The organism is Cohnella hashimotonis (assembly GCF_030014955.1).
Taxonomy (GTDB): Bacteria; Bacillota; Bacilli; order Paenibacillales; family Paenibacillaceae; genus Cohnella; species Cohnella hashimotonis.
On record NZ_JAGRPV010000001.1, the window covers coordinates 1313341 to 1338093 of the forward strand.

Consider the following 24753-nt stretch of genomic DNA (forward strand, 5'->3'; position numbering starts at 1 on the left):
ACGCCTTGTTTCGTTTTAAAATCGCGAATCGTATCGCGACGCGGCTGATCGTGCTGCTGCTGGCCGTCATCCTGCTGCCGACGATCTTCATCGGCGTCTTTTTTTACCGGACCTCGTCGACGATCGTCAAGGAAAACGTTCGGCAATCTTCGATCCAAGTCGCGCAGCAGGCGGCCGATTCGCTGTCCAATATTCTCAATGTCGGCAGCGATACCTCGGACCTGATCTATAGCCAGGTGGCCATTCAGGAGAAGGTGCTGCAGGAGAAGCCCAAGACGCCGGACAGCGTCAAGGTGGATAACAAGATTTATATCAACAACTTTTTGAATACGATCATCTACTCCAGCTCCTTCGTGAAAATCATCTACATTCTGGAGCCGACGGGAACGAGCTGGGGCAGCGGCATCTTCAACCAGGCCAAGGTCGACCGCTATAACATCCGGAGCTTCGACTGGATCCGGGAGGCGGAGCGGCTGAACGGCAAGCTGGCCTGGACGACTTTGCAAAAAGACAAGTTCAGCGGCGCAGGCGACAATACGGCGCTCGTCATTCCGGCCGCGCGGGTGCTCAAGGACTTCAAGACGATGCGCAACATCGGCTACATCGTCATCAATATCGACGGCGAGGCCGTACTGGACAAGATCAGCCAGATTCGGCTCGGCAAGACCGGCCATTTCTTCGTAACGGATCAGCAGGGGCGGGTGATGATCGACCGCAACCGGGAGGCGATCGGTTACCCCGTTGAGATCGACGCGTTGGGCGAGGCGATTGCGCAGCCGGATCGGGAGTTCGAGTACGCGCAGGCCGGCACGCCTTTTTATGGCGTCAAGCAGCCGCTGTCCAACGGCTGGTGGATCGTGGGCGTCGTCCCGCTCAAGGAGGTGACCGGGCAGCTCGAGTCGCTGCAGCGGTCCGTCTTTATCTGGAGCGGCGGCTTCGGCTTGCTGGCGATGGTCATCGGGCTGTTTTTCGCCCGGCGCATAACGAAGCCGATCGGTAGGCTGACTGCGCAGATGAAGCGGGTCGGCGAGGGCGATCTCTCGGCCAGAACGGCGATCCGTTCGGGCGACGAGATCGGCCAGATGAGCAACCAGTTCAACCGGATGCTCGGCAGGCTCGACCGGCTGATGAGCCAGGTCCGCGAGGAGCAGCAGAAAAAGCAGCGTGCGGAGATGCGCGCGGTCATGCACCGGATCCATCCGCACTTTATGTTCAACACGCTCAGCACTATCAAGTGGCTCATCAAGCTGGGCGACAACGATCGTGCGTACGAGGGGCTGTCGGCGTTCACCCGGCTGCTGGAGGCGAACATGGGCAAGAAGGGCCACATGGTGACGCTCGAGGAGGAAATCGAGATCATCACGAAATTTCTCGCCATTCTCGAGCTGCGCTACAGCCTCCCGTTCAAGCTGGACGTCAGGCTCGGAACGGGCGTTGCGGGCTTTTCAATCCCGCGTATGCTGATCCAGCCGCTCGTCGAAAATGCCGTCTTCCACGGTTTTGTATCCGACAATCGCGGCGGCACGATCTGGATCGAAGCGGAGGATACGGGCGCTTGCATCGCGATCCGCATTACGGACGACGGCCGCGGCATGACGCCTGAGCAGCTCGCCCAGGTGACGACGGCCGGCTCGCCGGACCATGCCGGCACCGAAGCGGGGATCGGTTTCAGGCACGTACGCGAGTGCATCGAGCTTTATTTTTCGCCCGGCTCCAAAATGAACATCCAAAGCGTCGAAGGCCAGGGGACCGTCATAGCCGTCACCCTTAACAAACCTCAGCGGCAGGAACAAGAACATCAGGCGGAAGGGGAGGCAGCGGATGCTTAACGTGGTGATCGTCGATGACGAACCGATTATTCGGCTTGGCATCAAGGCATCGATCGAGTGGGAGCGGCTGTCGCTCCGCTTCGCCGGCGAATACGCGAACGGGGCGGAGGCGCTGAACGCGCTTCGGGAAACGCCGGCGGACATTCTGATTACGGATATCAAAATGCCGCTGATGGACGGGCTGGAGCTGACCCGGCAGGCGAAGGCGCTGCGTCCGTCGACCAAGGTCATCCTGATTAGCAGCTATAACGATTTTGATTATGTCCGCCAGGGAATCGTGCTTGGCGCCAAGGATTACATTCTAAAGGCGACGATGGAGCCGGAGGAGCTTAACCGGATCATCGGCGGTTGCGTCGAGGCCATCCGCGAAGAAACCGAAACCGCGCACAAGCTGGATCTGTACCGGAAGGGCGAGGACATGCTGAGCAGGCGGCAGCTGGAGCAGGACATGAGACGCCTGCTTGCGCAGGAGCAAGAGGGGCTGGAGCGCGAGTTCGCCGTACGCTTCGAGGCTGGATATTTGCTCGTGCGTGCGGCGTTAGATCGCCTGGACGACTTGCTGCAGCAATACGGACAGCTGCATGTCGGCCTATTGATGGACGATCTGAAGGATGTCTTCTACCGCCAGTGTCCGGATGGAATCGGCTTTGTCTCCGGCGAAGGGGAGCTGCTTCTGCTGCTCGACCGCCGAAGCGCAAGCGCGGGCCGGGTGGCCCAACTAAAAGAAAAGCTGGAGCTTGAAAGCGGCGTGTCGCTGTCCGTCGGGTACATGGAGCGGCGTTCGCCCGGAAGCTGGTCCGCGAGCTGCGAATGGACGCGGCAGGTGTACGATCGTCGGTTCTTCGACGGCGCCGGCGGCATTCATGCAGGGGATCAAGCGGAGGTTGGAAAAGGGCGGGAGGACGGCGATCAGGAGCGCATCGGGTCGCATGTCGACGAGAGTGGACTGCGCATACCCGAATGGCTGCGAAAGTGGGAACGGATGAAGTACGACATGAAGCGGGTGAAGCGGGAGGCCAGCGATCTGTTCTCCCGCCTGTTCGTTCGCAGACTCGAACCGGCGCTGCTGCTGGCGTACTATCAACAATTCATGAAGGCGGAAACGCTGCCGGAGCTGGGCGAGCTGCTCGAGAACGGGATGCGGGACGGCGAGCAGCTTCCGCACGTAGAACGGACAAGCGTAAGCCAGCTCATTATCCATAAGGCGATGGCCTATATCCGCGAGCGTTACACGCAGGAGCTGACGCTGCAGATGGTCGCCGACCACGTCCACATCAGCCGCAACTACTTCAGCGTCCTTTTCAAAAAGCAGACCCAGCTCAACTTTATCGACTATATCATCCAGCTTCGCATCGCCAAGGCGAAGGAGCTGCTTGGCGACCGGTCGGCCAAGGTGTACGAGGTTGCCGAGCTGACGGGCTTCAACGACGTGAAATATTTCAGCAAGCTGTTCAAAAAAATGACGGGAAGCACGCCGGTGGACTATCGGGATAACGGAACGGCCGAGACGGGGAGCGAGTCGCATGGCTAAGCGCTTGGCAGCCCTTGTACTTGTGCTGCTTCTGGCCGGCTGCGGCTCGCCGCGGTTCATCGACGGACCGCTGCCCGGGGGAGCCGCGCCTCAAGCCCGAGAGGAGATCGTCATCTGGCATACGTATAGCGACGAGGAAACCCGAATATTTGAAAACGAGGTCATTCCCGCATTCGAGAAAGCATATCCCGGCATCCATGTCACGCCGGTACGCCAGCCGTACAGCCTGGAGCTGAAGTCTACGATTATCGCGCGGTCTACGTCGGGGAAGACGCCGGATCTGGTGCGGATGGACATTACCTGGGTGCCCGAGCTGTCTAGCCTGGGCGTCCTGTATCCGGTCGGCGACCTGCCTGATTTTAAAGCGGCGGCCGCCCGTTTGCAATCCGTGACGATGGATACGAACAAATTCAAGGACCGGTATTACGGGCTGCCGCTCGACGTCAATACGCGCGTGGCGATCTACAACCGGGAGAAGCTGGAGCGGCTCGGCATCGATCCGCCACGGACGGTGGACGAGCTGGTGCAAGCCGCCCGCAAAGCCAAGCTTCCGCTGGGGCTGGACGGTCCGTCGCTTTGGTCGTTGCTGCCCTATTTCTACGGCATGGGCGGGCGGCTGATGGATCCGGCCTACTCGAGAGCGGGCGGCTATTTAAACAGTCCGGCGAGCATTGCCGCGCTGTCGCGGATTGCGGCGCTGACGGACGAAGGCGTGTTCGACCGCAATCTGATACTTGGCCGTGGAGACCGGTGGGAAGCGGTATTGAAGGGAAATATGCTGATGGCCGACGACGGGCCGTGGTTTTATTCGGTCCTCTCGACATCGCAGGAAAATAAATTCGACCTGAAGAACGATACAATGGTGACGCCGTTCCCCGGCCGATCGGTCATCGGCGGCGAGAATCTCGTGATTCTGAGGGATACGCCGCATCTGCAGGCCGCCTGGACGTTCATGAAGTGGATGACGGGTAAAGAGGCGCAGCAGACGATGTTCGAGGCCGGACAACTGCCGACGAATCGCGAGGCCGGAATGTCGGCGTCCGTCGATGGCAATGCGTTCGTTGCGGCCACGATGCAGGGGGTCAAGGACGCGATGCTCCGTCCGCCCATCCCGGACGATCTCGAGATCGAGGACCTGTTCACCAAATACATGCTGCTCGTGTTCACGAAAAAACTGACCGTTTCCGAAGGGCTGAATCAGGCGGCAGCCGCAATCGACGCGGTCGTTTCGGCTAAATAAATAGGTGAACGGCAGGCTGGCACGGCCTGCCGGATCCTCTGGGCAGCGCCATAGCGCCGGAACACCGATTTCTCCTCCCTTCCTCCCGCGCCATCGACCTCGTAATAAAGTACACGCTAGAGCGGTATTCATTCCACCGCATTTTCGGAAAGGAAGTGATAGACTCACCCATGAAAGCGTTTTACCGCATTTCAGCTATCGAAGGAGGTTTTTTATGTTCAAGTTTGCAACGACAGCAAGCAGATCGCTGACGGCATGGCTGGTACTGGCTCTGATCATCGCCACGTTTTCCGCCGGCGTCATCCGTCCGGAGCGGGCTCACGCCTACACGGCAGGCAGTCTGATCGCCAAGGTGAGCACGGACAAGGCGAGGTACAACCCCGGCAGCCCGGTCACGATCACCGTCAAGCTGGTTAATTCGACCGGAGCGGCCGTCAACAACGGCACGGTGACCTTGTCCTTCAAGCACCTGGAAAACGAGCTTCCCGGCACGTCCCAGGTCAAGACGTTCTCGCTCGCCTCGGGCGGCTCGACGTCGCTAACGTACACGTGGACGTCGCCGTCGACGGACTTTCAGGGCTATGCCGTCGAGGCATGGGCGAAGGATTCCGCAGGCACGATAGTCGACAACCGCAATACCGCGGTGGACGTTTCCTCCAACTGGACCAAATTTCCGCGCTACGGCTTTCTGTCTATTTTCCCGAACCAATCCGCAAGCGCTTCCTCGGCGACCGTAGACATGCTCAAGGATTATCATATCAATGCGCTCCAGTTCTACGACTGGCAGTGGAAGCACCATATGCCGGTCAAAGGCAGCACGGCGAATCCGGACGCGAGCTGGCCTGACATCGCCAATCGCACGATTTACAAGCAGACGGTAGTCGACTATATCAACGCTTCCCACAACAGCAATATCTCGGCGATGAACTACAACCTGATCAACGGCGCCGTCGACGGCTACGGAGAGGACGGCTCGGGCGTCAGCAATCAATGGGGATTGTTCAACGGTCCGGACCACGGCACCCAGGCTTCCGTCTCCATGCCGGGCGGGTGGGCGACGTCCCATTTGTGGACCTTTAATCCGGCCGATACGGGCTGGCAGAACTATATTATCGGCAAGGAGCAGCAAGTGTTCGACGCCTTTGCCTTCGACGGCTGGCATGTGGACCAGCTCGGCAATCCAGGAACGAAGTACGACTATGCCGGCAACGCCGTCTCGTTTCAAAATACGTTCAAGCCGTTTCTGAACGCGGCCAAGGCCGCGCTCGGCAAGACGATCGTGTTCAACAACGTGGACGAATACGGCAGAATTCCGACGGCCCAGAGCAACGTCGATATGATGTACACGGAGCTGTGGGGCGCGCGGAGCTTCTCGAACGTCAAGACCGTGCTCGACTTCCAGACGGGCGACAGCGGCGGCAAGGCATCCGTTTTCCCGCTCTATATGAACTACAATTACCAGAACAATTTTACCGACGCCAATCCCGGCTACTTTAACACCCCGGGCGTACTGCTCGCCGATGCCGGATTTTTCGCCATGGGCGCCCAGCATCTGGAGCTCGGCGACGACCTGAAGATGCTGGACCACGAATATTTCCCGAACCACCACCTGGTTATGACCGACGATCTGAAAAAGCGGCTCCTGAATTACTATGACTTCGCGGTGGCCTATGAAAACCTGCTTCGCGACGGGCTGACCAACACCACGAATGCCGTCTCGCTGAACGGTCTGGCTTCGAGCGCGACATCCGACGCCAATAAAGTATGGACCTTCACCAAAGCGGGCAACGGCTACGATGTCATTCAGATGGTCAACCAGCTGGGCATCGCGAATACCGACATTCGCGATTCGGACGCCAACAAGCCGGCGCCGACCTCACAATCGAACGTGAGCGTCAAATACTATTACGGCTCCGGCACGGTGAACAGCGTCAACTTCGCTTCTCCCGATTACGAGAACGGGAAAACGTCTCAGCTGAACTTCACGACAGGGGCCGACACGGGCGGCGCCTATGTGCAGTTCACCATCCCGACTCTGCAATACTGGGACATGGTGTACATCAAGAAGGGCAACAGCTCCCAGAGCATCGCAGTGACGAATCCGGGCTTCGAAACGGGCGACATCTCCGGCTGGACGGAGTGGCATCCGAGCGGCCAGACGGCGAAGTACGGCGTAGACGCGAACGATGCGCACAGCGGCGGCTTCAAGCTGTATTTCTGGCATACGGCGGCTTACCAGCAGAGCGTTCATCAGGTCAAGACCGGACTCGCCAACGGTTCCTATACGCTCAGCGCATGGGTCAAAGCGACGGCCTACGGCGGCGCCCCGACATTTTGCAGGATGGAAGCGACCAACAACGGAAGCGGGGATCTATACACGAACATGACCGTGGACGGAACGTGGCGATACTATACGTCAACCGTAACGGTCAGCAACGGGCAGCTGGATATCGGATTTTACGTCAATTCGCCCGGATCGACCTCCATGCAGATCGACGACGTGGCGCTCGTTAAAAATTAAGGAGAAATAGACGCCGGCTCGCGGTCGAGCAGCGGAGTCGTGAGCAGAAGCACCTTAAGCGTGGCAACGCAGCCACGCTTGAGGCGTTTTTTTCGCGCAAAAAGAACATTAAAAAGCACCCGGTTCCGGTAGGAACGGGCGCTCTGCTCGCGGTCTGGGTAAGGGAATCAGGAAATTACTTGCTTGATGATCACGGCGATCAGGAACACGAGGAACATGAAGCCGAACATGCCGCCGAATCCGAATACGAGATCCTGCAAGTCGTCGCGGGGTTCTTCGTTCACGTGCTGGCGCGGATCTTGTACATAATTGTCCATGGGGAAATCCTCCTGAAACAAGTCATTACCGATAGTATACCCAACTTCGTAAACGCTTGTAAAGAAACTCTTTTCTTCTGTGGTACAATAGAAAATACGGGATCACATGATCGCATCGGGCGGTCGTCATCCTCCGAACTCATTTATTTTCGGGAGGCGCAATATCATCATGGACGTCCAAGCCAATCCGCCGCTGCCGAGCCGCGAGCAGGCGGCCGAACATATACGCAACAAGCTTGCGCTGCTGCCGGACCAGCCGGGCTGCTACCTGATGAAAAACGCTGACGGCGTCATCATCTACGTCGGCAAAGCCAAGGTGCTTAAAAACCGGGTACGCTCCTACTTTATAGGCAGCCACAACGGGAAAACGCAAAGGCTCGTGAGCGAGATCCGCGATTTCGAGTACATCGTCACCGGCAGCAACATGGAGGCGCTCATCCTCGAGTGCAACCTGATCAAGGAGCATATGCCCCGGTACAATGTGCTACTGAAGGACGACAAGTCCTTTCCCTATATCAAGATCACCAGCGAGAAGCATCCTAAGCTCGAGGTCGTGCGCCGCGTGCTCAAGGACAAAGGGAAATACTTCGGGCCTTATCCGAACGCCTTTGCCGCGCAGGAGACCAAGAAGCTGCTAGACCGGCTGTACCCGCTGCGCAAGTGCAATACGCTGCCGGACAAAGTATGCCTGTACTACCATCTCGGACAGTGCGTCGCGCCGTGCGAATACCCGGTCGAGCCGTCCGAATACGAGCGAATGGTGGCCGAGGTGACGCGGTTTTTGAACGGTGGCCACGGCGATATCAAGCGGGAGCTGCAGCGCAAAATGGAGGCGGCCGCAGGCGAGCTTGAATTCGAGCGCGCGCGCGAGTACCGCGACCAGATCCAGGCGATCGAGTCGCTCATGGAAAAGCAGAAGATCACGATGACAGACGCCAAAGACCGCGACGTGTTCGGCTACGCCGTCGATAAAGGCTGGATGTGCGTGCAGATTCTTTACATGCGCCAGGGCAAGATGATCCAGCGGCACGTGTCCGTTTTCCCCTATTACGGGGAAGCCTACGAGGACTTCATGACCTATGTTGCCCAATATTATTCGGAAAATCCGGCTTTGCCGCGCGAAGTGCTGCTGCCGGTGACGCCCGGCGAAGCTGCGGAAGCGGAGAGCGCGCCGGCGGCGAGCGAGGGGGCTGGCGTCATGGCCGCCGCCGGCAAGCTGAACGACGCGCTGATCGAGCGGGTCGCGGCTTCGGCGGACGAGACGGAATCGGCCGAAGGCGATGCAGAGGAGGAGGGCGCGGCGCAAGCAGGTTCGGAGGCTGCCTCCGGTACCGCGGCCGACGACGAGTCGGGCGGCGAGCTCGGCGAATCGCTGCGCAGCTGGCTCAAGATCAAGGTGTCGGTGCCGAAGCGCGGCTCCAAGCGCCATCTCGTCGCGATGGCCGCCGACAACGCCAAGGTCGCGCTCGAGGAGAAGTTCCGCATGATCGAACGCGATCAGGAGCGCAGCGTCAAGGCGTCCGAGGGGCTCGCGGAGTGGCTGGGCATCCCGTCCGCGCACCGCATCGAGGCGTTCGACAACTCCAACATGCAGGGCGCGTCGCCCGTATCTGCCATGGTCGTTTTCACCGACGGCAAGCCCGACCGCAAGGAATACCGCAAGTACAACGTTCGTACCGTCACCGGGCCGGACGACTACGAGACGATGCGCGAGGTCGTGCGCAGGCGCTACGAGCGGGTGCTAAAGGAAGGGCTGCAATTGCCCGACCTGATCGTCATCGACGGCGGCAGAGGGCAGATCGGCGCGGCCATCGATGTCCTGCAGAATGAGCTGGGCTTGTTCGTGCCGGTGTGCGGCCTCGCCAAGGACGCCAAGCACCGCACGGCGCAGCTGCTCGTAGGCGATCCCGCCGAAGTCGTGCCGCTGCCGCGCGACAGCCAGGAGTTCTACCTGCTGCAGCGCATTCAGGACGAGGTGCACCGCTTCGCGATCACGTTCCACCGCGAGAAGCGGGGCAAGTCGATGATTGCGTCCAAGCTCGACGCCATCCCCGGCATCGGCGAGAAGCGCCGCAAGCAGCTGCTCAAGCACTTCGGCTCGCTCAAGGCGATTCGCGAGGCATCGGTCGCCGACTTCAAGGCGGTGTCGATCGGCGAAGCGCTGGCCGCGCGTATTTTGGCTACTTTGAAAGAGGAGGAGGGCGGGGAATCGGCGGAGAACGCGGTTCCTTCGGTCTAGGCGAAGCCGACGCATATGAAAACGGGATGACGCAGAAACGATTTCTGCGCGATCCCGTTTTTTTGTTAGGCGACGGACGAGCGAGCGGCGTGTTCATGCACCAGAATGGTGCACGAAAGGCGTGCGAATGGTCGACGGACGAGCAAGCGGCGTGTTCGTGCACCAGAATGGTGCACGATAGACATGCCAATGGTCGACGGACGAGCGAGCGGCGTGTTCGTGCACCATTCTGGTGCACGACGAGCATCAGGCGAGGAGGATTCGCGGCGGGAGCTGCATCCGTGCACCAGAATGGTGCACGAAAGGCGTGCCAATGGTCGACGGACGAGCGAGCGGCGTGTTCGTGCACCATTCTGGTGCACGACGAGCATCAGGCGAGAATGATTTGCGGCGGGAGCTGCATCCGTGCACCAGAATGGTGCACGATAGGCGTGCGAATGGTCGACGGACGAGCGAGCGGCGTGTTCGTGCACCATTCTGGTGCACGACGGGCATCAGGCGAGGAGGATTCGCGGCCGGAGCTGCATCCGTGCACCAGAATGGTGCACGATAGACGTGCGAATGGTCGACGGACGAGCGAGCGGCAGGTCCGTGCACCATTCTGGTGCACGACGGGCATCAGGCGAGAACGATTCGCGGCGGGAGCTGCATCCGTGCACCATTCAGGTGCGCGATAGACAGGCGAATGGTGGCGTAATGAAATTGTCACAAAAAAGAGTTGACGCTGGACTCCGTTCGTTTTATATTGATAACGATTATCATTATCGAAATTAAAGCGGGGTTAGTTAATTGCGTACAAACAGAAATTGGACAATACTCGTTATGCTGCTTTTGACTGTGATCGCGAGTGCATGCGGCAAAAATGCCAACGAAGGCGCGTCTTCGACCGAATCTGCAGCTCCGGCGGCAGCGTCGGTTGGGACGTCCGCGCAGTCGGCTTCACCGGAAGCATCAGCTTCGTCCACTGCCACGAGCACTAAAAAAATTACGGACGCCAAAGGCCGCGAGGTCGAAATTCCGACCGATCCGAAGCGAGTCGTGTACGTCGGCAGCGATCCGGGTGATCTGCTGGCGCTGGGCGTTAAGCCGATCGGCGCGAGCCTGAGCGTCATCGGCAGCCAGGTGGCGTACGGCGATAGGCTTCAAGGCATTGCGGACGTCGGTTATCCCGCCAACCTTGAGAAAGTAACGGCGCAAAATCCGGATCTTATTATTTTTAACGACTGGGACGATCAGGGGCTGGCTCCGCTGGAGAAAATCGCGCCGACCGTCGCCATTTCGGAAAACGGCGGTTTCGTGCGCATGCGCGAGATCGCCGGCGTGCTGGGCAAGGAAACGGCTGCGGACGATTATATCGCGGCATACGATGCGAAGGTGAAGCAGACGAAGGAACTGTTGGCGCAACAAGGCAAGCAGGGCCGGTCGGCTACCGTGCTGCTCATGATGGGCAAGGTGCTGTACGTCATGGGCCACCAAGGACTCTCCGTGTCTCTGTATGACGCGCTCGGGTATGTGCCGCCGGCTAAAGTGCAAGCGTTGATCGACGGCGACGAGCGGTTTGCCGAGATCTCGGTAGAGGTCATGTCGGACTACATCGGAGACGAGCTGTACATTTTAAAGGACGAGGAAGACGAAACCAAAGCGCAGGCGGAGGCGCTGTTCACGAGCAGCTTGTGGAAGTCGTTGCCTGCGGTCAAAAACGGCCAGGTGCACACGATGGATAGTCAATGGAATTTCGACGATCCGGTCACGCGGACGATGCTGCTGGATGAACTGCAAGGCTTGAACGGTTCCGCAGGCTGAACCAGAACGCGGACAGGACGAATCGAGGAAAGGCAGACGCGAAGAGAAGAAAGCTTCTCTCGACGCGGCTGCCTTTTTGCTTTTTAAAAAATAACTGCACGGTAATCGCCAACTAGGCTATACTACCAATAATATGCAATTTCAGTCCGTTATTCGATTCCAAGGGAGTACTGTCATGTCAGCCTTTCTCCGTCAGTTCCGCTATTGATCCTCGCCGGTTGTATTCTCCTCGCAGGATTCGTCGTTTGCATCGTTGCTTTGATATCAGAAATTAGAAACTGGGACTTTCGTTCGCGGCCGCCGCTCCGTTTCTGATCGCAGGATACGTCGTATACGCGCGGATCGAAACGCGGAAGCTTGCGGAGACCAAGCAAAGCATGCAGCGATGGCCGCCCGGAGCTTTGCGACAGCAGAAGTGGAAGCAGGACCAAGACCAAGAACATCGGATGATCATCGATCCGCCGCAATCCAATCAAAATCGTTAACCGAGGAGCGCTCACATGCTCGCTTTTTTGCGCCAATTCGGCCCCCTCGTTCTCGCCGGCTGCATCCTCATCGCCGGTCTTTTGACGAGCGCCATCGCCTTCTTCTCCGGGTTTCATAACCGCGAATACGTCGCTCTAAACGCTAAAACGGTCGTCCATTTAAAGCCGGGCGAATATGAGATTTTTTATGAATGGATCGGCGATATAAACGGAAGCAGCGCGTCCGCCCCCATGCCAAGCCATCCAAGCGGCCGGCTGTTCGATCAGGTAATCGCCATGGTAGACGATGGAAGGATATCCCTTGATTTGACGGAGGATACGTCGGATGCCCTATATCTTAAAACGTATGAAAGGCGATCCGATGTATCGCTTTGATGTCGGGCAAAAAGGGGCGTACGGCATCACATTAATCAGCAATACGCCGGGCCTGGAGGGGCAGGTCCGGTTTGCTGTGATGAGCGACGTGATCCATTTACTGCTGTTGGCGCTCCAAAAATGGGGGCTGTTTTTTGCGGCCGCCGCTCCATTCTTGCTCGCCGACTTTGTCATGCATATACGTCTGGAGCGGCGTAAGCTCGTCAAAACAAAACTGGGCGCGCATCCCGAGATTACGCCGCAAGTCCTCTAACGAGAGAAGCCTGCGGACGAAGCCGATCCGCCCTTTCTCCGTTGGTGAAGCCAGGCGATCCCCATTGCGACGGCAGCCGGCAGGAGAACGCTGACCAAGCCTGCGAGATTGTCGGACGACAGCCCGTCGGACAGCATCTGGACGGCCATCAGGGTAGAATCGAGAACGACGTGGGCGAATATAACGGTTAGCAGGCCGAATCGCAGCATAAACCAGGCGAACAGGGCGCCGATAATCATGAGCTCGATGAAGCGGGTCTGCCACGGAAAAACGGCATAGCCGACGTGGCCGAACGCCCATACGGCGGTCGCGGGCAGAACGGCGATTGCCGTCAGCGCTCTGGAAACCGCGATATGGGAGCCTGAAGCGTCGTGCGAGCCTGCCGGTTTGGATCTGATGAAAACGCCGAGCCATTTGCGTACAAGGCCGATGCCGAAAAAGCGAGTCTGGATCTCCTCCGAGATGCCGGCGCACCAAGCAAGCAAGGGAAGCAGCCAAGGATAATACATATTGTAGGCGGATTGGCTCGGATCGGAGCCGTAATAGGTGCCGAGCATCAAGCCAAGCGCCGTCAAAACGATCGCCTGGGCGGCAAGCAAGATGACGGCGAGCATATAGCCCTGCTTCATGGCGGTCATGATCTGGCTGCCGTAATCCGCGTCCTGCCAGCGCGGCCAGAGCGAGCGGCCCAGCGAGCGCCACAGGCCGTCGCCGCCGACGGCGGCGAAGTACGTGAGCAGCGCCTGAATAAACAGAATGACGACATTCGTAACGAGCAGCGCCGACACGTTGTTTTCCGAGGCGATCGCATTCATGTCAACGGATGATGCCCGCAGTCCCGGGCGCAGGTTGAACATAAAACCCGCATACATGACAAAGAAGGCTGCGGACAAGAACAGCCCGCGTTTGAACGACGTCCATCCCCTGCAGGCCGCGGCGTAAATAACGGCGAGCACGAACATGACGATCTGCGGCAGCAGGAAGCCGGTCATGGACAGCTTGTCGGCGATTTTGCGCTGCTTCGCAATTTCGTCCGCGAATGCCTGGGGCAGCGCGTACCGGTAAGTAAGCACCTTGTCGGGCTTTACGAGCAGCTGCACATGCGCATCCGACAAGCCGGTCTTGCGGCTCTGCAGAACGACCGACCCGCCCGGCGTCAGGCTGCCGGTGGGCTCCCAGGCCGAGGCGTCGTAGTCCGGCTGCGTCTTCAGCCACGCGATCGCTTCGGCTGTCCGCGCGTCAACGTCGCCTGTGGCCGCTTTGTCCACATCGGTCATGGCATCGCCGACGCGCGCCCAGCCGACGACCTTGCCCGTCTCCATGTGGATGGAAACGCGGTCAACGCTGCCGTCGGCCGCATGGATATCGACCGCGTATACGTCCGTCGGATAGCGCGCATCCCAGTCGCGGTCGTATTCGTCGGTCAGCTTGTGCTTGGTCATATAGGCCGCCATCCGGTCGTCGCCCACATGCGTAATCGTCGCGTCGGACCCTTCGCCGAGATCCATCCCCCAGTGCTCCGCGGCGTAAGCAAGGCCGATCCGCTTCGCCTCCCCGCGGCCGATCGCTTTGGATTCGCCTTTCATAGCCGGCGCGATTGCCGGCAATACTTGCATGAACAGGAAGATAAGAAGGCCGATTCCGGCGGCGACAGCCCATTTGGATGATCTCAAATTATCCACTCCGATTCCGAATTGATCTGAAAAAGCGTATACATCCTCTATTTATCGGCAATAGCTGGCCCTTCCGCTTATTATCGATAGGAATTGAAGCCAAAACAAGAGAAAGAGCTAGAATCCCCGTAAAAAAGCTGTTACACGGCCTAATAACGTCCGTATATCCTCATACAAGGCGATTTTTCGCATTTCTGCTGTTGTGCGTACCTATCGGACAGACTATAATGCGGTGTAATGTTTTTTATGGCATCCGAACCATCGTTTCTCCATCATACTACCCAGCCGAATTTCCGCAAAGAAAACGGGGGAACCACTTAAGCTTTTCCGGGGTGAATTCTGCGCGCGTCAAGCGCCGGATAGGGCAGCCTGATCTGGCCCGAACCCGTCAGCTAACCTCGTAGGCTGCCAGACAGGATCGCCGTGCGCCAAGGCACTGGAGCTCCAGTGTCTTTTTTTGCGCGCTTTTTCAACCGTTTGCCGACATGAGGTGAATCGTACTTGCTTAAGAAAATCATCGGCTGGCTATATGCTTCCCCGCCGCGCGTGCTGACGATCGGTTTCGCCTTTATTATCGCCGTCGGCGCGCTGCTGCTCAGACTTCCGATCTCCACAGTGTCCGGCGAGCCGACGCCTTGGCTAGAAGCTTTTTTCGTCTCCAGCTCGGCTACCTGCGTGACGGGTCTAATGCGGCTTGATACGATTGGATACTTCTCCGTATTCGGCCGCTGGGTCATCCTTGTGCTCGTGCAGCTCGGCGGACTCGGCTTCATGACGATGGGCACGCTGTTCGCTTTTTTCGCCGGACGCCGCCTCTCGCTCAAGGATCGTCTCGTGCTGCAGGAAGCGATGAACCAGGGCAGCCTCGAGGGCATCGTTCGTCTCGTGAAGCGCGTCCTCATTTATGCGCTCTGCATCGAGGCGGTCGGCGCTCTGCTGTTTACCTTCCGGTTCATGCACGAGATGCATTTCAGGCAGGCGCTTTATTATGGCGTGTTCCACAGCGTTTCCTTTTTCAACAACGGCGGCTTCGATCTGTTCGGCAATTTCCGCAGCATGGCCGGGTACGTCGGTGATCCTTATATGAACATCCTTGCGATCGCGCTCGTCGTGCTCGGGGGCGTAGGCTTCGTCGTTTTATCCGACCTGGTGGAGCTGAGGACGCGACGAAAGCTGTCTTACCATTCCAAAGTCGTGCTCTGGGTATCGGCGTTTCTCATCGTGCTCGGCACTGTCACCATCCTGATCTTCGAATACACGAACGAGCTCACGTTCGGCCCGCTGTCGTTCGGAGACAAGGTGCTTGCGGCAGCGCTGCAGTCCGTATCCACCCGCTCCGCCGGCGTCAGCACCGTCGATATCGGCTCCTTGCGGGACGCGACGCAGTTTGCGATGGTGCTGCTCATGTTCGTCGGCGCCTCGCCAGGCTCCACCGGCGGCGGCATCAAGACGACTGCGTTCGCGGTGCTTGCGGCGGCTGTCTGGGCGATGCTTCGCGGCCGCACTGACGTCGTGCTGCTCGGACTGCGCGTCGAGCGGGCCAAAGTCAACCGCGCGATTACGGTTACGATGCTGTCGCTGGCGATCGTCATCACGTCCGTCATGATCCTCTCGATTACCGAGGAGCAGGCGTTTCTGGTCATACTTTTCGAAGTCATGTCCGCCTATGCGACGGTCGGATTGTCCGCCGGGATAACCGGTGACTTGTCGGCATTCGGCCAGGTTCTCATCATCGTCCTCATGTTCATCGGGCGTCTCGGCCCGCTGACGATGACGTACGCGCTGGGCTCCAAGTCCGGGCGCACGCTGTATCGCGAGGCGGAAGGCCGCATCATTATCGGGTAAACCTAGCGTGAAGGAGGAGAACGGCTTGCACAAAAAAATGTTCACATGGCTGGTTGCCTCTCCTCCGCGGACGCTGGCGCTCGGCTTCGCCTTGATCATCGGCCTGGGCTCCTTCCTGCTGCAGCTGCCCGCCGCTTCGAGCGCCGGCGTGCAGACGCGATATATAGACGCGCTTTTCACGGCGACTTCCGCCACCTGCGTCACCGGCCTGGTCGTCGTCGACACCGGCGACCACTACTCCATGTTCGGTCAGATCGTCATCCTGGCGATGATCCAGATCGGAGGTCTCGGCTTCATGTCGATGGCGACGTTGTTCGCGATCTTCCTGAAGCGGCGCATCTCGCTCAAGGAACGGCTGATCCTCCAGGAGGCGCTCAATCAGAGCAGCATCGAAGGGATCGTACGGCTCGTCCGACGCGTCGTGCTGTATGCCCTGTCGATCGAAGCGGCAGGCGCTTTGCTGTTCACGGCTTGCTTCCTTAGAGATATGAGTCCGGGAAGAGCGATATACTACGGGATCTTTCATGCGGTCTCCTTTTTCAACAACGCGGGGTTCGATCTGATGGGAAGCTTCCGCAGCCTCACTGCCTATGCGGGCGATCCTTGGGTCAATCTGATCGCGATGGCGCTCATCGTGACGGGGGGCCTGGGCTTTGTGGTGCTCTCCGACTTGACGGACCTTCGAGGCGGCCGCAGGCTGTCCCTGCATTCCAAGGTCGTCCTGACCATGTCGGGATCGCTGATTCTGTTCGGCGCCATCGTTATTCTCGCATTCGAATACTCGAATCCCGCCACGATGGGACCGTTAAAAACGGGTACTAAGATTTTATCCGCATTTACGCAGTCGGTCAGTCCCCGCACCGCCGGGATCAATACGTTGAACCTTGCGGATTTGCGGCAGGCGACGCAGTTTTTCATCATCATCCTGATGTTCATCGGCGCGTCTCCGGGCTCGACGGGCGGCGGGATCAAGACGACGACGTTCGCGGCGCTGCTCGGCGCGGTATGGGCGATCATCCGCGGGCGCGAGGATGTCGTCATGTTCCGCTACCGTCTGGCGCAAGAGCGCGTATATAAAGCGTTGACGCTTACGCTTCTTGCCTTGGCGTTGGTGCTTGCGGCGACCATGATTCTGTCCACGACGGAAGACCATCACTTCCTCATGATCCTGTTCGAGGTCGTGTCCGCCTTCGGTACCGTCGGTTTGTCGCTGGGGCTCACGTCCGATCTGACCTTGTTCGGCAAGATCGTCATCATGCTTATGATGTTCGCGGGACGGCTCGGGCCTCTCACGCTCGGATATGCGCTCGTGCCGAAGAGGGACAAGGTGCTCTATAGGGAAGCGGAAGGCAAGATCATTATCGGATAACGAAAGAGACGTGCCACCATGAAAATGAACCAATTCGTAATTATCGGCCTCGGACGGTTCGGGGCCAGCATCGGCAAGGAATTGATCGAGCTGGGATACGAGGTGCTCGGCGTCGACCGGGACGAGGAGAAGGTGCAGGAGATGAGCGGCATCCTGACCCATGCGGTCATCGCGGACGCGACGGACGAGGATACGCTGCGCTCGATCGGCGCGCGCAACTTCGACTGCGGCGTCGTCGCGATCGGAGACGACGTGCAGGCGAGCATTCTGGCGGCCATCCTGCTCAAGGAGCTGGGCGTCAAGAAGGTCGTCGCCAAGGCGGTGTCCGAGCTGCACGGGCGCGTGCTCGAGCGGATGGACGTGGACCGCGTCATCTATCCGGAGCGGGACATGGGTATCCGCGTCGCGCACCAGCTCGTGTCGCCAAACCTGCTCGACTACATCGAGCTGTCGGACAAGTATACGATCGCGGAGCTGGGCGTGCCGGCCTGCCTCGCAGGCAAGTCGATCGAGGAGACCAATCCCCGCGGCCGTTACGGCTGCAGTATCGTAGCGCTCAACAAGCCGAAGGGCATGATCGTCGCGCCGACGGCGACGGATACGCTGGCCGAAGGAGACGTCATGGTCGTCATCGGCACGAACGAGCAGATCGAGGCGTTTCAGGACGCGATCGGCCAATAAAGGCGAGAAAGGTATGATATGGGCTTCATTCGCTCACGCTAACGGCAGTGCCGCTTATGCGACGGGAGTGAATGGAGATCATGCTGCATCGTGAAAATTGGAGTCGGTGGCTGGCCGCGCTGACGGTCGGCCTGATGCTTGCCGGCACGGCGCTTGTGCCGGCGGAAGCGAGCGGCGCGGCCTCGGCAGGGTATGCGCCTGCCGTGACCGCGTCCGCATCCAAGGGGCGCAAGCCGGCATCTGCACCCGTGAGCTGGTCGGACCTGCAGCGCCGGTACAGGGGCGTATTCGTGCTGCGCGCCTCTTCGTCGGGCGGGCGGCGCGTAGCGCTGACTTTTGACGACGTGCCGGACTCGAGGTATACGCCGCTTGTGCTGAACGTGTTGAAACGCAAGCGCGTCCGCGCCACCTTCTTTGTCGTGGGGAGCCGGGCGGCCAAGCACCCCGGTCTGCTGCGAAGAATCGTGAACGAAGGCCATGCGGTGGGCAATCATACCTACTCGCATCCCGAGCTGCCTAAGCTTAGCCTGGGACAGGTCAGGCGGGAGATCGAGCGGACGGGGGCGACCATCCGGACGACGGTCGGCTTCGAGCCTGCGATGATCAGGCCGCCCTACGGCGACATCCGGCCCGCTCAGTTGGAATGGGCGAAGTCCCGGGGGTACACGGTGGTCAATTGGGACGTCGACTCGCAGGATTGGCGTCAGATTTCCGCCGGCGTCGTGCTGCGCAACGCGATCAAGGGGCTGCGCCCGGGGTCGATCGTTCTCATGCATGCGGGCGGCGGCACGGGGCAGAACTTGTTCGGCACGGTGAACGCCTTGCCGGCGCTCATCGATCAGCTCCGCGCCAGAGGCTACGAGCTGGTCACCGTGCCGGAGCTGCTGCATATTCCGGAGCGCAGGCCGAAGCGCGCTTGAAGATCTGATGGAGGCCGACGCGCAAAAAGCCGGTCTAAGAGCTGCCGGGGACGACACGCAAAAAGCCGGTTTAAGAGCTGCCGGAGGCCGATGCGCAAAAAAAGACCGCAATCGCCTTTTTGCAAAGGTGGCTGCGGTCTCGGGCGCATTCGGACTAATTTAGCACGTACAGATTGACGTATTGAATGCCGAAGCTGCTTGCCTTGTCCCGCGATCCCGGCACGAAGATATCGATGCGGTTGCCCTTGATGGCGCTCCCCGTATCGCGCGCGACGGCATACATGCCGCCGACCGGCAGTCCGTCGGCGTTGTAGCCCGTGATGTACACTTTGGTACCGAGCGGGATCACTTTGGGATCGACGGCGATCGTGCCCAGCTTCAGCGCGTTGCCGAAGTAATCGACGGGCCCCCAGGCATTTTCCTCGATGGCGGCGGAGTAGGCCGTCGCCTTCATCTGAATGGCGGTCGCGTACGACAGCGAGTCGCCCGATGTTGTCTTGACGATCTTGGCGGATTGCAGGACGGCGGCGGATTGGACCGACTTGGCGGTCACGGCCGCGGTCGTCGGTGCCGGGATCGAGAGCTTCAGGCCGGCGTATATGTTTTTTGGATCGACGTTCGTATTGAAGCTCATCAGCTTTTCCAGCGGCACGTCGAACTTTTTGGACAGCGACCAGAACGTGTCGGCATCCGTGGCCGTATAGGCCGTGGCCGCGTACGAAGCGGCTGCGGGCAGCAGCAAGGCGGCCCCAAGCGCGAGCGCGGCGGCTCGCATTCCCAAACGAAAACGCATATGTATTCACCCTCCGGTTCGAAAATCATGCGAATCAATGCGCCTAGCGTAGCATGATCCCTCGAACCGGGTTAAGAGGTAAAGGGCGCCATCGTTGGATAACCAAGGATATCTGAGAGCCGCTCTCATCCTGGATGTGCGCCCCAGCGGTAAAAACGGGACGACGATGAGAAAAATGAAAAAAATCGTTTCACTAGCTCTGACGGCTGCCCCTCCCGAACAGGGCGATCGTCTCTTCGATTAAATAGCGGGTCGAGGGTGCGAGCCATGCCAAATCGCCGTAGATAAGGGAGGTCGTGCGCTTGAACTCTTCGAGCTCCCGGATTCGGACGATATAAAGATCGTTATCGCTCAGCATTTGCGGGCGCAAGTACGACTTCGGCAGCATCGTGCCGGCGCGGCTCGCGCCGAGCAGACGGACGATTGCTTCGAACGAGTCGATCTCCATGCGGACGTCCGGCTTGACGCTGTATTGGCGAAACAGCTCATCTGTCAGGTTGCGGTACCAGGTGCCAGGCGCGAACAGAATCATCGGGAGGCCGTTCAGGTCGCTCATGGACAGCTGTGTCCGCTCTACGATAAAATGCGAGCGAGGCAGCACCAGCACGACTGTATCGTCGAACAGCGGCGTGCTCGTAATCGACGGATCGTCCTCCACCGAAGAAGCCACGAGTCCGAAGTCGACTTTTCGCTCTTTGACGAGCGTCGCGATCTCGTGCGTCTTGCCGGTGACGGCCTTGATCTCGAGATTCGGATGCTTTTCCGTCATGGCGGTAATCAGCTCGGGGAGTGTCGTCTGCAGCGTGGTAAGGCTCGCGCCGATCGTCGCGACGGGCGCTTCGGCCGTCTTGAATGCATTAAGCCGCTGCAGGTAGTCGCCGTGGAACCTGCGCAGCTCTAGGGCGAACTCGTAGGTGAATTGTCCGGCGGCGGTCAGCTCGAGCCGCTTGCCGATGCGCCGGAACAGGTCGACGCCGAGCTCACGCTCCAGACGCGCGATTCTGCGCGACAGTGCGGGTTGCGTGACGTTCAGCCGTTCCGCCGCCCTGTTCAAGCTGCTTTGCTCGACGACGGTTGCGAAAACTCTCATATCTTCCAGCATGTGGACGGCTCCTTCGCATATTTTTCTCGCTTATGTCGATTGGTTATAAGTTTTAATAATAAATAAGCAGTTCCATTATAAGCGAAAATGGAGTAACCTATAAACCGTGAAGAATTCGTGACAACGCACGGATCGAAAGGAGAACGCTCACCGACATGAAAGGAAACTCGTTTTACGCGCGCAAGATTCATTCGCTCTTGGGTGTGATTCCGCTCGGATTGTTCATCATCGAACACGCCCTGACGAATTACTCCGCGTTCGAGGGAGGCAAGGAGGGCTTCGTCGACAGCGTCAAGGGCTTGCATGGCCTGCCGCTCATTTTTTTCCTTGAGCTGTTCGTCATCTGGCTGCCGATTCTGTTCCACGGCGTCTACGGTCTGTATCTCGCCTTCACGTCGAATTACAGCACGGGCCGGTACAGCTACGGGCGCAACTGGGCGTTCGCGCTGCAGCGGATTACCGGCGTCATCACGTTCGTATTCGTCGCCTGGCACATCTGGCAGACGCGCGTGCAGGTCGCGCTCGGCAATACGACCAACGAAGAGATCGGTCAGCACATGCACGATATTGTGACACAGCCCGTCTACTTCACGATCTACTTTATCGCGGTCCTCGCCGCCGTCTTCCACTTCGCCAACGGCCTGTGGGCTTTCTTGGTGTCCTGGGGCATCACGGTCGGTCCGCGCGCGCAGCGGGTATCCTCGAACATCTGCATGGGCATCTTCGCGATCGTCGCCGTGCTGTTCCTGCTGTCGCTGTTCGCGTTCCGCAGCGATGAGTTCGCGGCGGCGCAGACGGCTGTCGTCGGTTTGTTAGGTTGATCGGAGGGAGAATCAGCAATGGCTAATCAGAAAATCATTGTCGTCGGCGGCGGACTCGCGGGTCTGATGGCGACGGTCAAGGCGGCGGAAGCCGGCATGCGGGTCGATCTGTTCTCGCTCGTGCCGGTCAAGCGGTCCCACTCTGTATGCGCCCAGGGCGGCATCAACGGAGCGGTTAACACAAAGGGCGAAGGCGACTCTCCATGGGAGCACTTTGACGATACGGTTTACGGCGGCGACTTCCTCGCGAATCAGCCTCCTGTCAAGGCGATGTGCGAAGCGGCGCCGGGCATCATCCACCTGATGGACCGGATGGGCGTTATGTTCAGCCGTACGCCGGAGGGCTTGCTCGACTTCCGCCGGTTCGGCGGCACGCAATACCACCGCACTGCGTTCGCGGGCGCGACGACCGGCCAGCAGCTGCTGTACGCGCTGGACGAGCAGGTCCGCCGCTGGGAAGTGGCGGGCCTCGTCCAGAAGTTCGAGCACTGGGAATTCACGTCCGTCGTCATCGACGATGACGGCGTCTGCCGCGGCATCGCCGCGCAGGACCTGCGTTCGATGGATACGGTCACGTTCCGCGGCGATGCGGTCATCCTGGCGACCGGCGGCCCCGGCATCATTTTCGGCAAGACGACCAACTCGGTCATCAATACGGGCACGGCGGCGAGCGCGGTGTACCAGCAGGGCGTCCATTACGCCAACGGCGAGTTCATCCAGATTCACCCGACGGCCATTCCCGGCGACGATAAGAACCGCCTCATGAGCGAATCGGCGCGCGGCGAAGGCGGACGCATCTGGACGTACAAGGACGGCAAGCCGTGGTATTTCCTCGAGGAAAAGTATCCGGCCTACGGCAACCTGGTGCCCCGCGATATCGCGACGCGCGAGATCTTCTCCGTCTGCGTCGACCAGAAGCTCGGCATCGACGGCGAGAACAAGGTGTTCCTCGACCTGTCGCACAAGGATCCGAAGGAGCTTGACGTCAAGCTCGGCGGCATCATCGAGATTTACGAGAAGTTCACGGGCGACGATCCGCGGAAGATCCCGATGAAGATTTTCCCGGCGGTTCATTACTCAATGGGTGGTCTGTGGGTCGACTACAACCAGATGACTAACGTTCCCGGCCTGTTCGCCTGCGGCGAAGTCGACTATCAATACCACGGCGCGAACCGTCTGGGCGCGAACTCGCTCCTGTCCGCCATCTTCGGCGGCATGGTGACGGGGCCCAAGGCCGTCGAATACATCAAAGGTCTCAAGAAGTCGGCGGACGACGTCGCCGAGTCGGTATTCGAGCGCGAGCGCTCCAAGCAAGCTAACAAGTACGAGTCCATTCTCAAGATGGACGGCAGCGAGAACGCCTACGTCATCCACAAGGAACTGGGCGAATGGATGACGAACAACATGACCGTCGTCCGCTTCAACGACCGTCTCGAGCAGACGATCGGCAAGATCAAAGAGCTCAAGCAGCGTTACACCAAGATCAACATCAACGATACGGCCCGCTGGAACAATGCCGGCGTCGCCTTTACGCGCCAGTTGTGGAACATGCTGGAGCTGGCCGAGGCGATGACGGTAGGCGCCCTGCTGCGCAACGAGAGCCGCGGCGCGCACTACAAGCCTGAGTTCCCGGACCGCAACGACGAGGAGTTCCTGAAGACGACCAAGGCGACCTGGACGTCCGAGGGCCCGCAGATCTCTTACGAGGACGTCGACACGTCCTTAATCAAGCCGCGGATTCGCGACTACTCCTCGAACAAGAAGAAGGAGGGCTAACCGATGGCAGATACTGCTACCGCGACCGCCAAGCGCACCGTCAGATTCATCATCAAGCGTCAGGAAAAGCCCGACGCCGCTCCATATACAGAGGAATTCGAGATTCCGTACCGTCCGAACATGAACGTCATCAGCGCGCTGATGGAGATTCAGCGGAACCCCGTCAAGGCGGACGGCGCCAAGACGACCCCGGTCGTCTGGGAGTCCAACTGTCTCGAAGAAGTGTGCGGCGCCTGCTCGATGATCATTAACGGCAAGCCGCGTCAGGCATGCTCCGCGCTGATCGACAAGCTCGAACAGCCGGTCCGCGTCGAGCCGATGTCCACGTTCCCGGTCGTGCGCGACCTGGTCATCAACCGCGAGCGCATGTTCAATGCGCTTAAGAAGGTCAAGGCATGGATCCCGATCGACGGCACGTACGATCTCGGACCGGGCCCTCGCATGGCCGAGACCAAGCGCCAATGGGCTTACGAGCTGTCCAAGTGCATGACATGCGGCGTTTGCCTTGAGGCTTGCCCGAACGTCAACGACCGTTCGAGCTTTATCGGCCCGGCGCCGATCTCGCAGGTTCGCCTGTTCAACGCACACCCGACGGGCGAGATGAACGCGCACGAGCGTCTCGAGGCGCTCATGGAAGACGAGAGCGGCATCGAAGGCTGCGGCAACTCGCAAAACTGCGTGCGTTCGTGCCCGAAGGGCATTCCACTCACAACGTCGATCGCGGCGATTAACCGCGACACGACCAAGCATATGTTCAAACGCTGGCTGAGCTTCTGATCGGAGCCCGCGTTCGCCCGGATACGCCGACTCGAGGTCGGCCGTCTCCGGGCTTTTTATTGCTGTGTCACATTCCTGTGCATTAATCATTAAACGCTTTCAAAGAACGTTAGGACATGTTGCTGGTCGAATCTCTCGGCATCGTGCGGGTCCAGGGATAATTCTCCTGTGCGAAAGCCATACTTAACATCATGTGTGCGTTTGTTGGCGAACGTTCTCATTTTGAGATCATAACGATAGGAAATCCTTATTTTAATGTCGCAAACAAATGCTTTATAATCATGGAGGATAAGCGATACCGCTTTGTCCGCGAATCGACGGGATCGATGCAATTCATCCCTTTCCGATATCGCAGACGCCGGAAGCCGCTCTTGCGGCGACGCTGCCGTTTATGTTTGGATAA

The 24753-nt window shown here is 59.2% G+C and carries 19 protein-coding genes and 1 riboswitch; of the genes, 14 read left to right on the forward strand and 5 right to left on the reverse strand.

Translation table 11 applies throughout. The annotated features are described in order from the left end of the window. Positions 1-5 precede the first annotated feature (5 nt). The 4 genes from KB449_RS05135 (at position 6) to KB449_RS05150 (ending at position 7121) form a co-directional block, all read left to right on the forward strand. On the forward strand, positions 6-1829 hold the full coding sequence (locus KB449_RS05135; RefSeq protein WP_282907340.1) for a cache domain-containing sensor histidine kinase: 1824 nt from the start codon (positions 6-8) through the stop codon (positions 1827-1829). Continuing rightward, entirely contained in the window at positions 1822-3360 is a 1539-nt protein-coding gene (locus KB449_RS05140; RefSeq protein ID WP_282907341.1) for a response regulator, read from the forward strand. Before KB449_RS05135 ends, KB449_RS05140 begins: the two co-directional genes overlap by 8 nt. Continuing rightward, on the forward strand, positions 3353-4600 hold the full coding sequence (locus tag KB449_RS05145; protein ID WP_282907342.1) for an extracellular solute-binding protein: 1248 nt from the start codon (positions 3353-3355) through the stop codon (positions 4598-4600). Before KB449_RS05140 ends, KB449_RS05145 begins: the two co-directional genes overlap by 8 nt. 214 nt (positions 4601-4814) lie before the next feature. Next, positions 4815-7121, forward strand: coding sequence for a glycoside hydrolase family 66 protein (locus tag KB449_RS05150; RefSeq protein ID WP_282907343.1), 2307 nt, complete (start codon positions 4815-4817; stop codon positions 7119-7121). A 167-nt stretch (positions 7122-7288) separates the two neighbouring features. On the opposite strand, the gene KB449_RS05155 is transcribed toward KB449_RS05150, so the two are convergent. After that, complete coding sequence (locus KB449_RS05155) at positions 7289-7438, reverse strand: YqzM family protein (RefSeq protein WP_090110524.1); 150 nt, start codon at positions 7436-7438, stop codon at positions 7289-7291. Between the two features lie 169 nt (positions 7439-7607). On the opposite strand from KB449_RS05155, the gene uvrC reads away from it, so the two are divergent. Together uvrC and KB449_RS05165 are read left to right on the forward strand one after the other, a co-directional pair. Further along, complete coding sequence (gene uvrC / locus KB449_RS05160) at positions 7608-9677, forward strand: excinuclease ABC subunit UvrC (protein WP_282907344.1); 2070 nt, start codon at positions 7608-7610, stop codon at positions 9675-9677. 822 nt (positions 9678-10499) lie between these two features. Next, the gene (locus KB449_RS05165; protein ID WP_282907345.1) at positions 10500-11480 is read left to right on the forward strand and encodes an ABC transporter substrate-binding protein; all 981 of its coding nucleotides are present in this window, start codon (positions 10500-10502) and stop codon (positions 11478-11480) included. 173 nt (positions 11481-11653) lie between these two features. Here KB449_RS05165 and KB449_RS05170 read toward each other — a convergent pair whose 3' ends face one another. Further along, complete coding sequence (locus KB449_RS05170) at positions 11654-12082, reverse strand: hypothetical protein (RefSeq protein ID WP_282907346.1); 429 nt, start codon at positions 12080-12082, stop codon at positions 11654-11656. A gap of 208 nt (positions 12083-12290) precedes the next feature. On the opposite strand from KB449_RS05170, the gene KB449_RS05175 reads away from it, so the two are divergent. Continuing rightward, positions 12291-12593, forward strand: a complete 303-nt coding sequence (locus KB449_RS05175) for a hypothetical protein (protein WP_282907347.1) — start codon at positions 12291-12293, stop codon at positions 12591-12593. On the opposite strand, the gene KB449_RS05180 is transcribed toward KB449_RS05175, so the two are convergent. After that, complete coding sequence (locus tag KB449_RS05180; RefSeq protein WP_282907348.1) at positions 12590-14266, reverse strand: CPBP family intramembrane glutamic endopeptidase; 1677 nt, start codon at positions 14264-14266, stop codon at positions 12590-12592. The genes KB449_RS05175 and KB449_RS05180 overlap by 4 nt on opposite strands. A gap of 273 nt (positions 14267-14539) precedes the next feature. Next, positions 14540-14687: riboswitch (cyclic di-AMP (ydaO/yuaA leader) on the forward strand. Between the two features lie 80 nt (positions 14688-14767). Between KB449_RS05180 and KB449_RS05185 the strand changes: the two genes are divergently transcribed. The 4 genes from KB449_RS05185 (at position 14768) to KB449_RS05200 (ending at position 19081) form a co-directional block, all read left to right on the forward strand. After that, on the forward strand, positions 14768-16111 hold the full coding sequence (locus tag KB449_RS05185; RefSeq protein ID WP_282907349.1) for a TrkH family potassium uptake protein: 1344 nt from the start codon (positions 14768-14770) through the stop codon (positions 16109-16111). Between the two features lie 37 nt (positions 16112-16148). Continuing rightward, positions 16149-17480, forward strand: coding sequence for a TrkH family potassium uptake protein (locus KB449_RS05190; RefSeq protein ID WP_282912743.1), 1332 nt, complete (start codon positions 16149-16151; stop codon positions 17478-17480). An 18-nt stretch (positions 17481-17498) separates the two neighbouring features. Beyond that, complete coding sequence (locus KB449_RS05195) at positions 17499-18161, forward strand: potassium channel family protein (RefSeq protein WP_282907350.1); 663 nt, start codon at positions 17499-17501, stop codon at positions 18159-18161. Positions 18162-18241: 80 nt separating this feature from the next. Beyond that, complete coding sequence (locus KB449_RS05200; RefSeq protein WP_282907351.1) at positions 18242-19081, forward strand: polysaccharide deacetylase family protein; 840 nt, start codon at positions 18242-18244, stop codon at positions 19079-19081. Positions 19082-19235: 154 nt separating this feature from the next. Here KB449_RS05200 and KB449_RS05205 read toward each other — a convergent pair whose 3' ends face one another. Together KB449_RS05205 and KB449_RS05210 are read right to left on the reverse strand one after the other, a co-directional pair. Continuing rightward, positions 19236-19874: a 3D domain-containing protein gene (locus tag KB449_RS05205; RefSeq protein WP_282907352.1), complete on the reverse strand. Its 639-nt coding sequence runs from the start codon at positions 19872-19874 to the stop codon at positions 19236-19238. A gap of 193 nt (positions 19875-20067) precedes the next feature. Further along, positions 20068-20976: a LysR family transcriptional regulator gene (locus KB449_RS05210; RefSeq protein ID WP_282907353.1), complete on the reverse strand. Its 909-nt coding sequence runs from the start codon at positions 20974-20976 to the stop codon at positions 20068-20070. Between the two features lie 155 nt (positions 20977-21131). Here KB449_RS05210 and KB449_RS05215 point away from each other — a divergent pair, with 155 nt between their 5' ends. The 3 genes from KB449_RS05215 to sdhB are packed head-to-tail and all read left to right on the forward strand — an operon-like array spanning position 21132 to position 24350. Beyond that, positions 21132-21797, forward strand: a complete 666-nt coding sequence (locus KB449_RS05215) for a succinate dehydrogenase cytochrome b558 subunit (protein ID WP_282907354.1) — start codon at positions 21132-21134, stop codon at positions 21795-21797. Between the two features lie 18 nt (positions 21798-21815). Further along, entirely contained in the window at positions 21816-23573 is a 1758-nt protein-coding gene (sdhA, locus tag KB449_RS05220; protein WP_282907355.1) for a succinate dehydrogenase flavoprotein subunit, read from the forward strand. 3 nt (positions 23574-23576) lie between these two features. Beyond that, the gene (sdhB, locus tag KB449_RS05225) at positions 23577-24350 is read left to right on the forward strand and encodes a succinate dehydrogenase iron-sulfur subunit (protein WP_282907356.1); all 774 of its coding nucleotides are present in this window, start codon (positions 23577-23579) and stop codon (positions 24348-24350) included. The last annotated feature ends 403 nt before the right edge of the window (positions 24351-24753 follow it).

What these genes read in the sequence shown, in the direction of transcription:
- KB449_RS05150 (WP_282907343.1), top strand. Translation starts at nt 4,815, where the DNA reads ATGTTCAAGTTTGCAACGACAGCAAGCAGATCGCTGACGGCATGGCTG.
- KB449_RS05215 (WP_282907354.1), top strand. Translation starts at nt 21,132, where the DNA reads ATGAAAGGAAACTCGTTTTACGCGCGCAAGATTCATTCGCTCTTGGGT.
- KB449_RS05210 (WP_282907353.1), bottom strand. Translation starts at nt 20,976, where the DNA reads ATGCTGGAAGATATGAGAGTTTTCGCAACCGTCGTCGAGCAAAGCAGC.
- KB449_RS05190 (WP_282912743.1), top strand. Translation starts at nt 16,149, where the DNA reads ATGTTCACATGGCTGGTTGCCTCTCCTCCGCGGACGCTGGCGCTCGGC.
- KB449_RS05165 (WP_282907345.1), top strand. Translation starts at nt 10,500, where the DNA reads ATGCTGCTTTTGACTGTGATCGCGAGTGCATGCGGCAAAAATGCCAAC.
- KB449_RS05170 (WP_282907346.1), bottom strand. Translation starts at nt 12,082, where the DNA reads ATGAAACCCGGAGAAGAAGGCGATGGCGCTCGTCAAAAGACCGGCGAT.
- KB449_RS05155 (WP_090110524.1), bottom strand. Translation starts at nt 7,438, where the DNA reads ATGGACAATTATGTACAAGATCCGCGCCAGCACGTGAACGAAGAACCC.
- KB449_RS05175 (WP_282907347.1), top strand. Translation starts at nt 12,291, where the DNA reads ATGCCCTATATCTTAAAACGTATGAAAGGCGATCCGATGTATCGCTTT.
- KB449_RS05205 (WP_282907352.1), bottom strand. Translation starts at nt 19,874, where the DNA reads ATGCGTTTTCGTTTGGGAATGCGAGCCGCCGCGCTCGCGCTTGGGGCC.
- sdhA (WP_282907355.1), top strand. Translation starts at nt 21,816, where the DNA reads ATGGCTAATCAGAAAATCATTGTCGTCGGCGGCGGACTCGCGGGTCTG.
- KB449_RS05145 (WP_282907342.1), top strand. Translation starts at nt 3,353, where the DNA reads ATGGCTAAGCGCTTGGCAGCCCTTGTACTTGTGCTGCTTCTGGCCGGC.
- uvrC (WP_282907344.1), top strand. Translation starts at nt 7,608, where the DNA reads ATGGACGTCCAAGCCAATCCGCCGCTGCCGAGCCGCGAGCAGGCGGCC.
- KB449_RS05195 (WP_282907350.1), top strand. Translation starts at nt 17,499, where the DNA reads ATGAAAATGAACCAATTCGTAATTATCGGCCTCGGACGGTTCGGGGCC.
- KB449_RS05140 (WP_282907341.1), top strand. Translation starts at nt 1,822, where the DNA reads ATGCTTAACGTGGTGATCGTCGATGACGAACCGATTATTCGGCTTGGC.
- KB449_RS05200 (WP_282907351.1), top strand. Translation starts at nt 18,242, where the DNA reads ATGCTGCATCGTGAAAATTGGAGTCGGTGGCTGGCCGCGCTGACGGTC.
- sdhB (WP_282907356.1), top strand. Translation starts at nt 23,577, where the DNA reads ATGGCAGATACTGCTACCGCGACCGCCAAGCGCACCGTCAGATTCATC.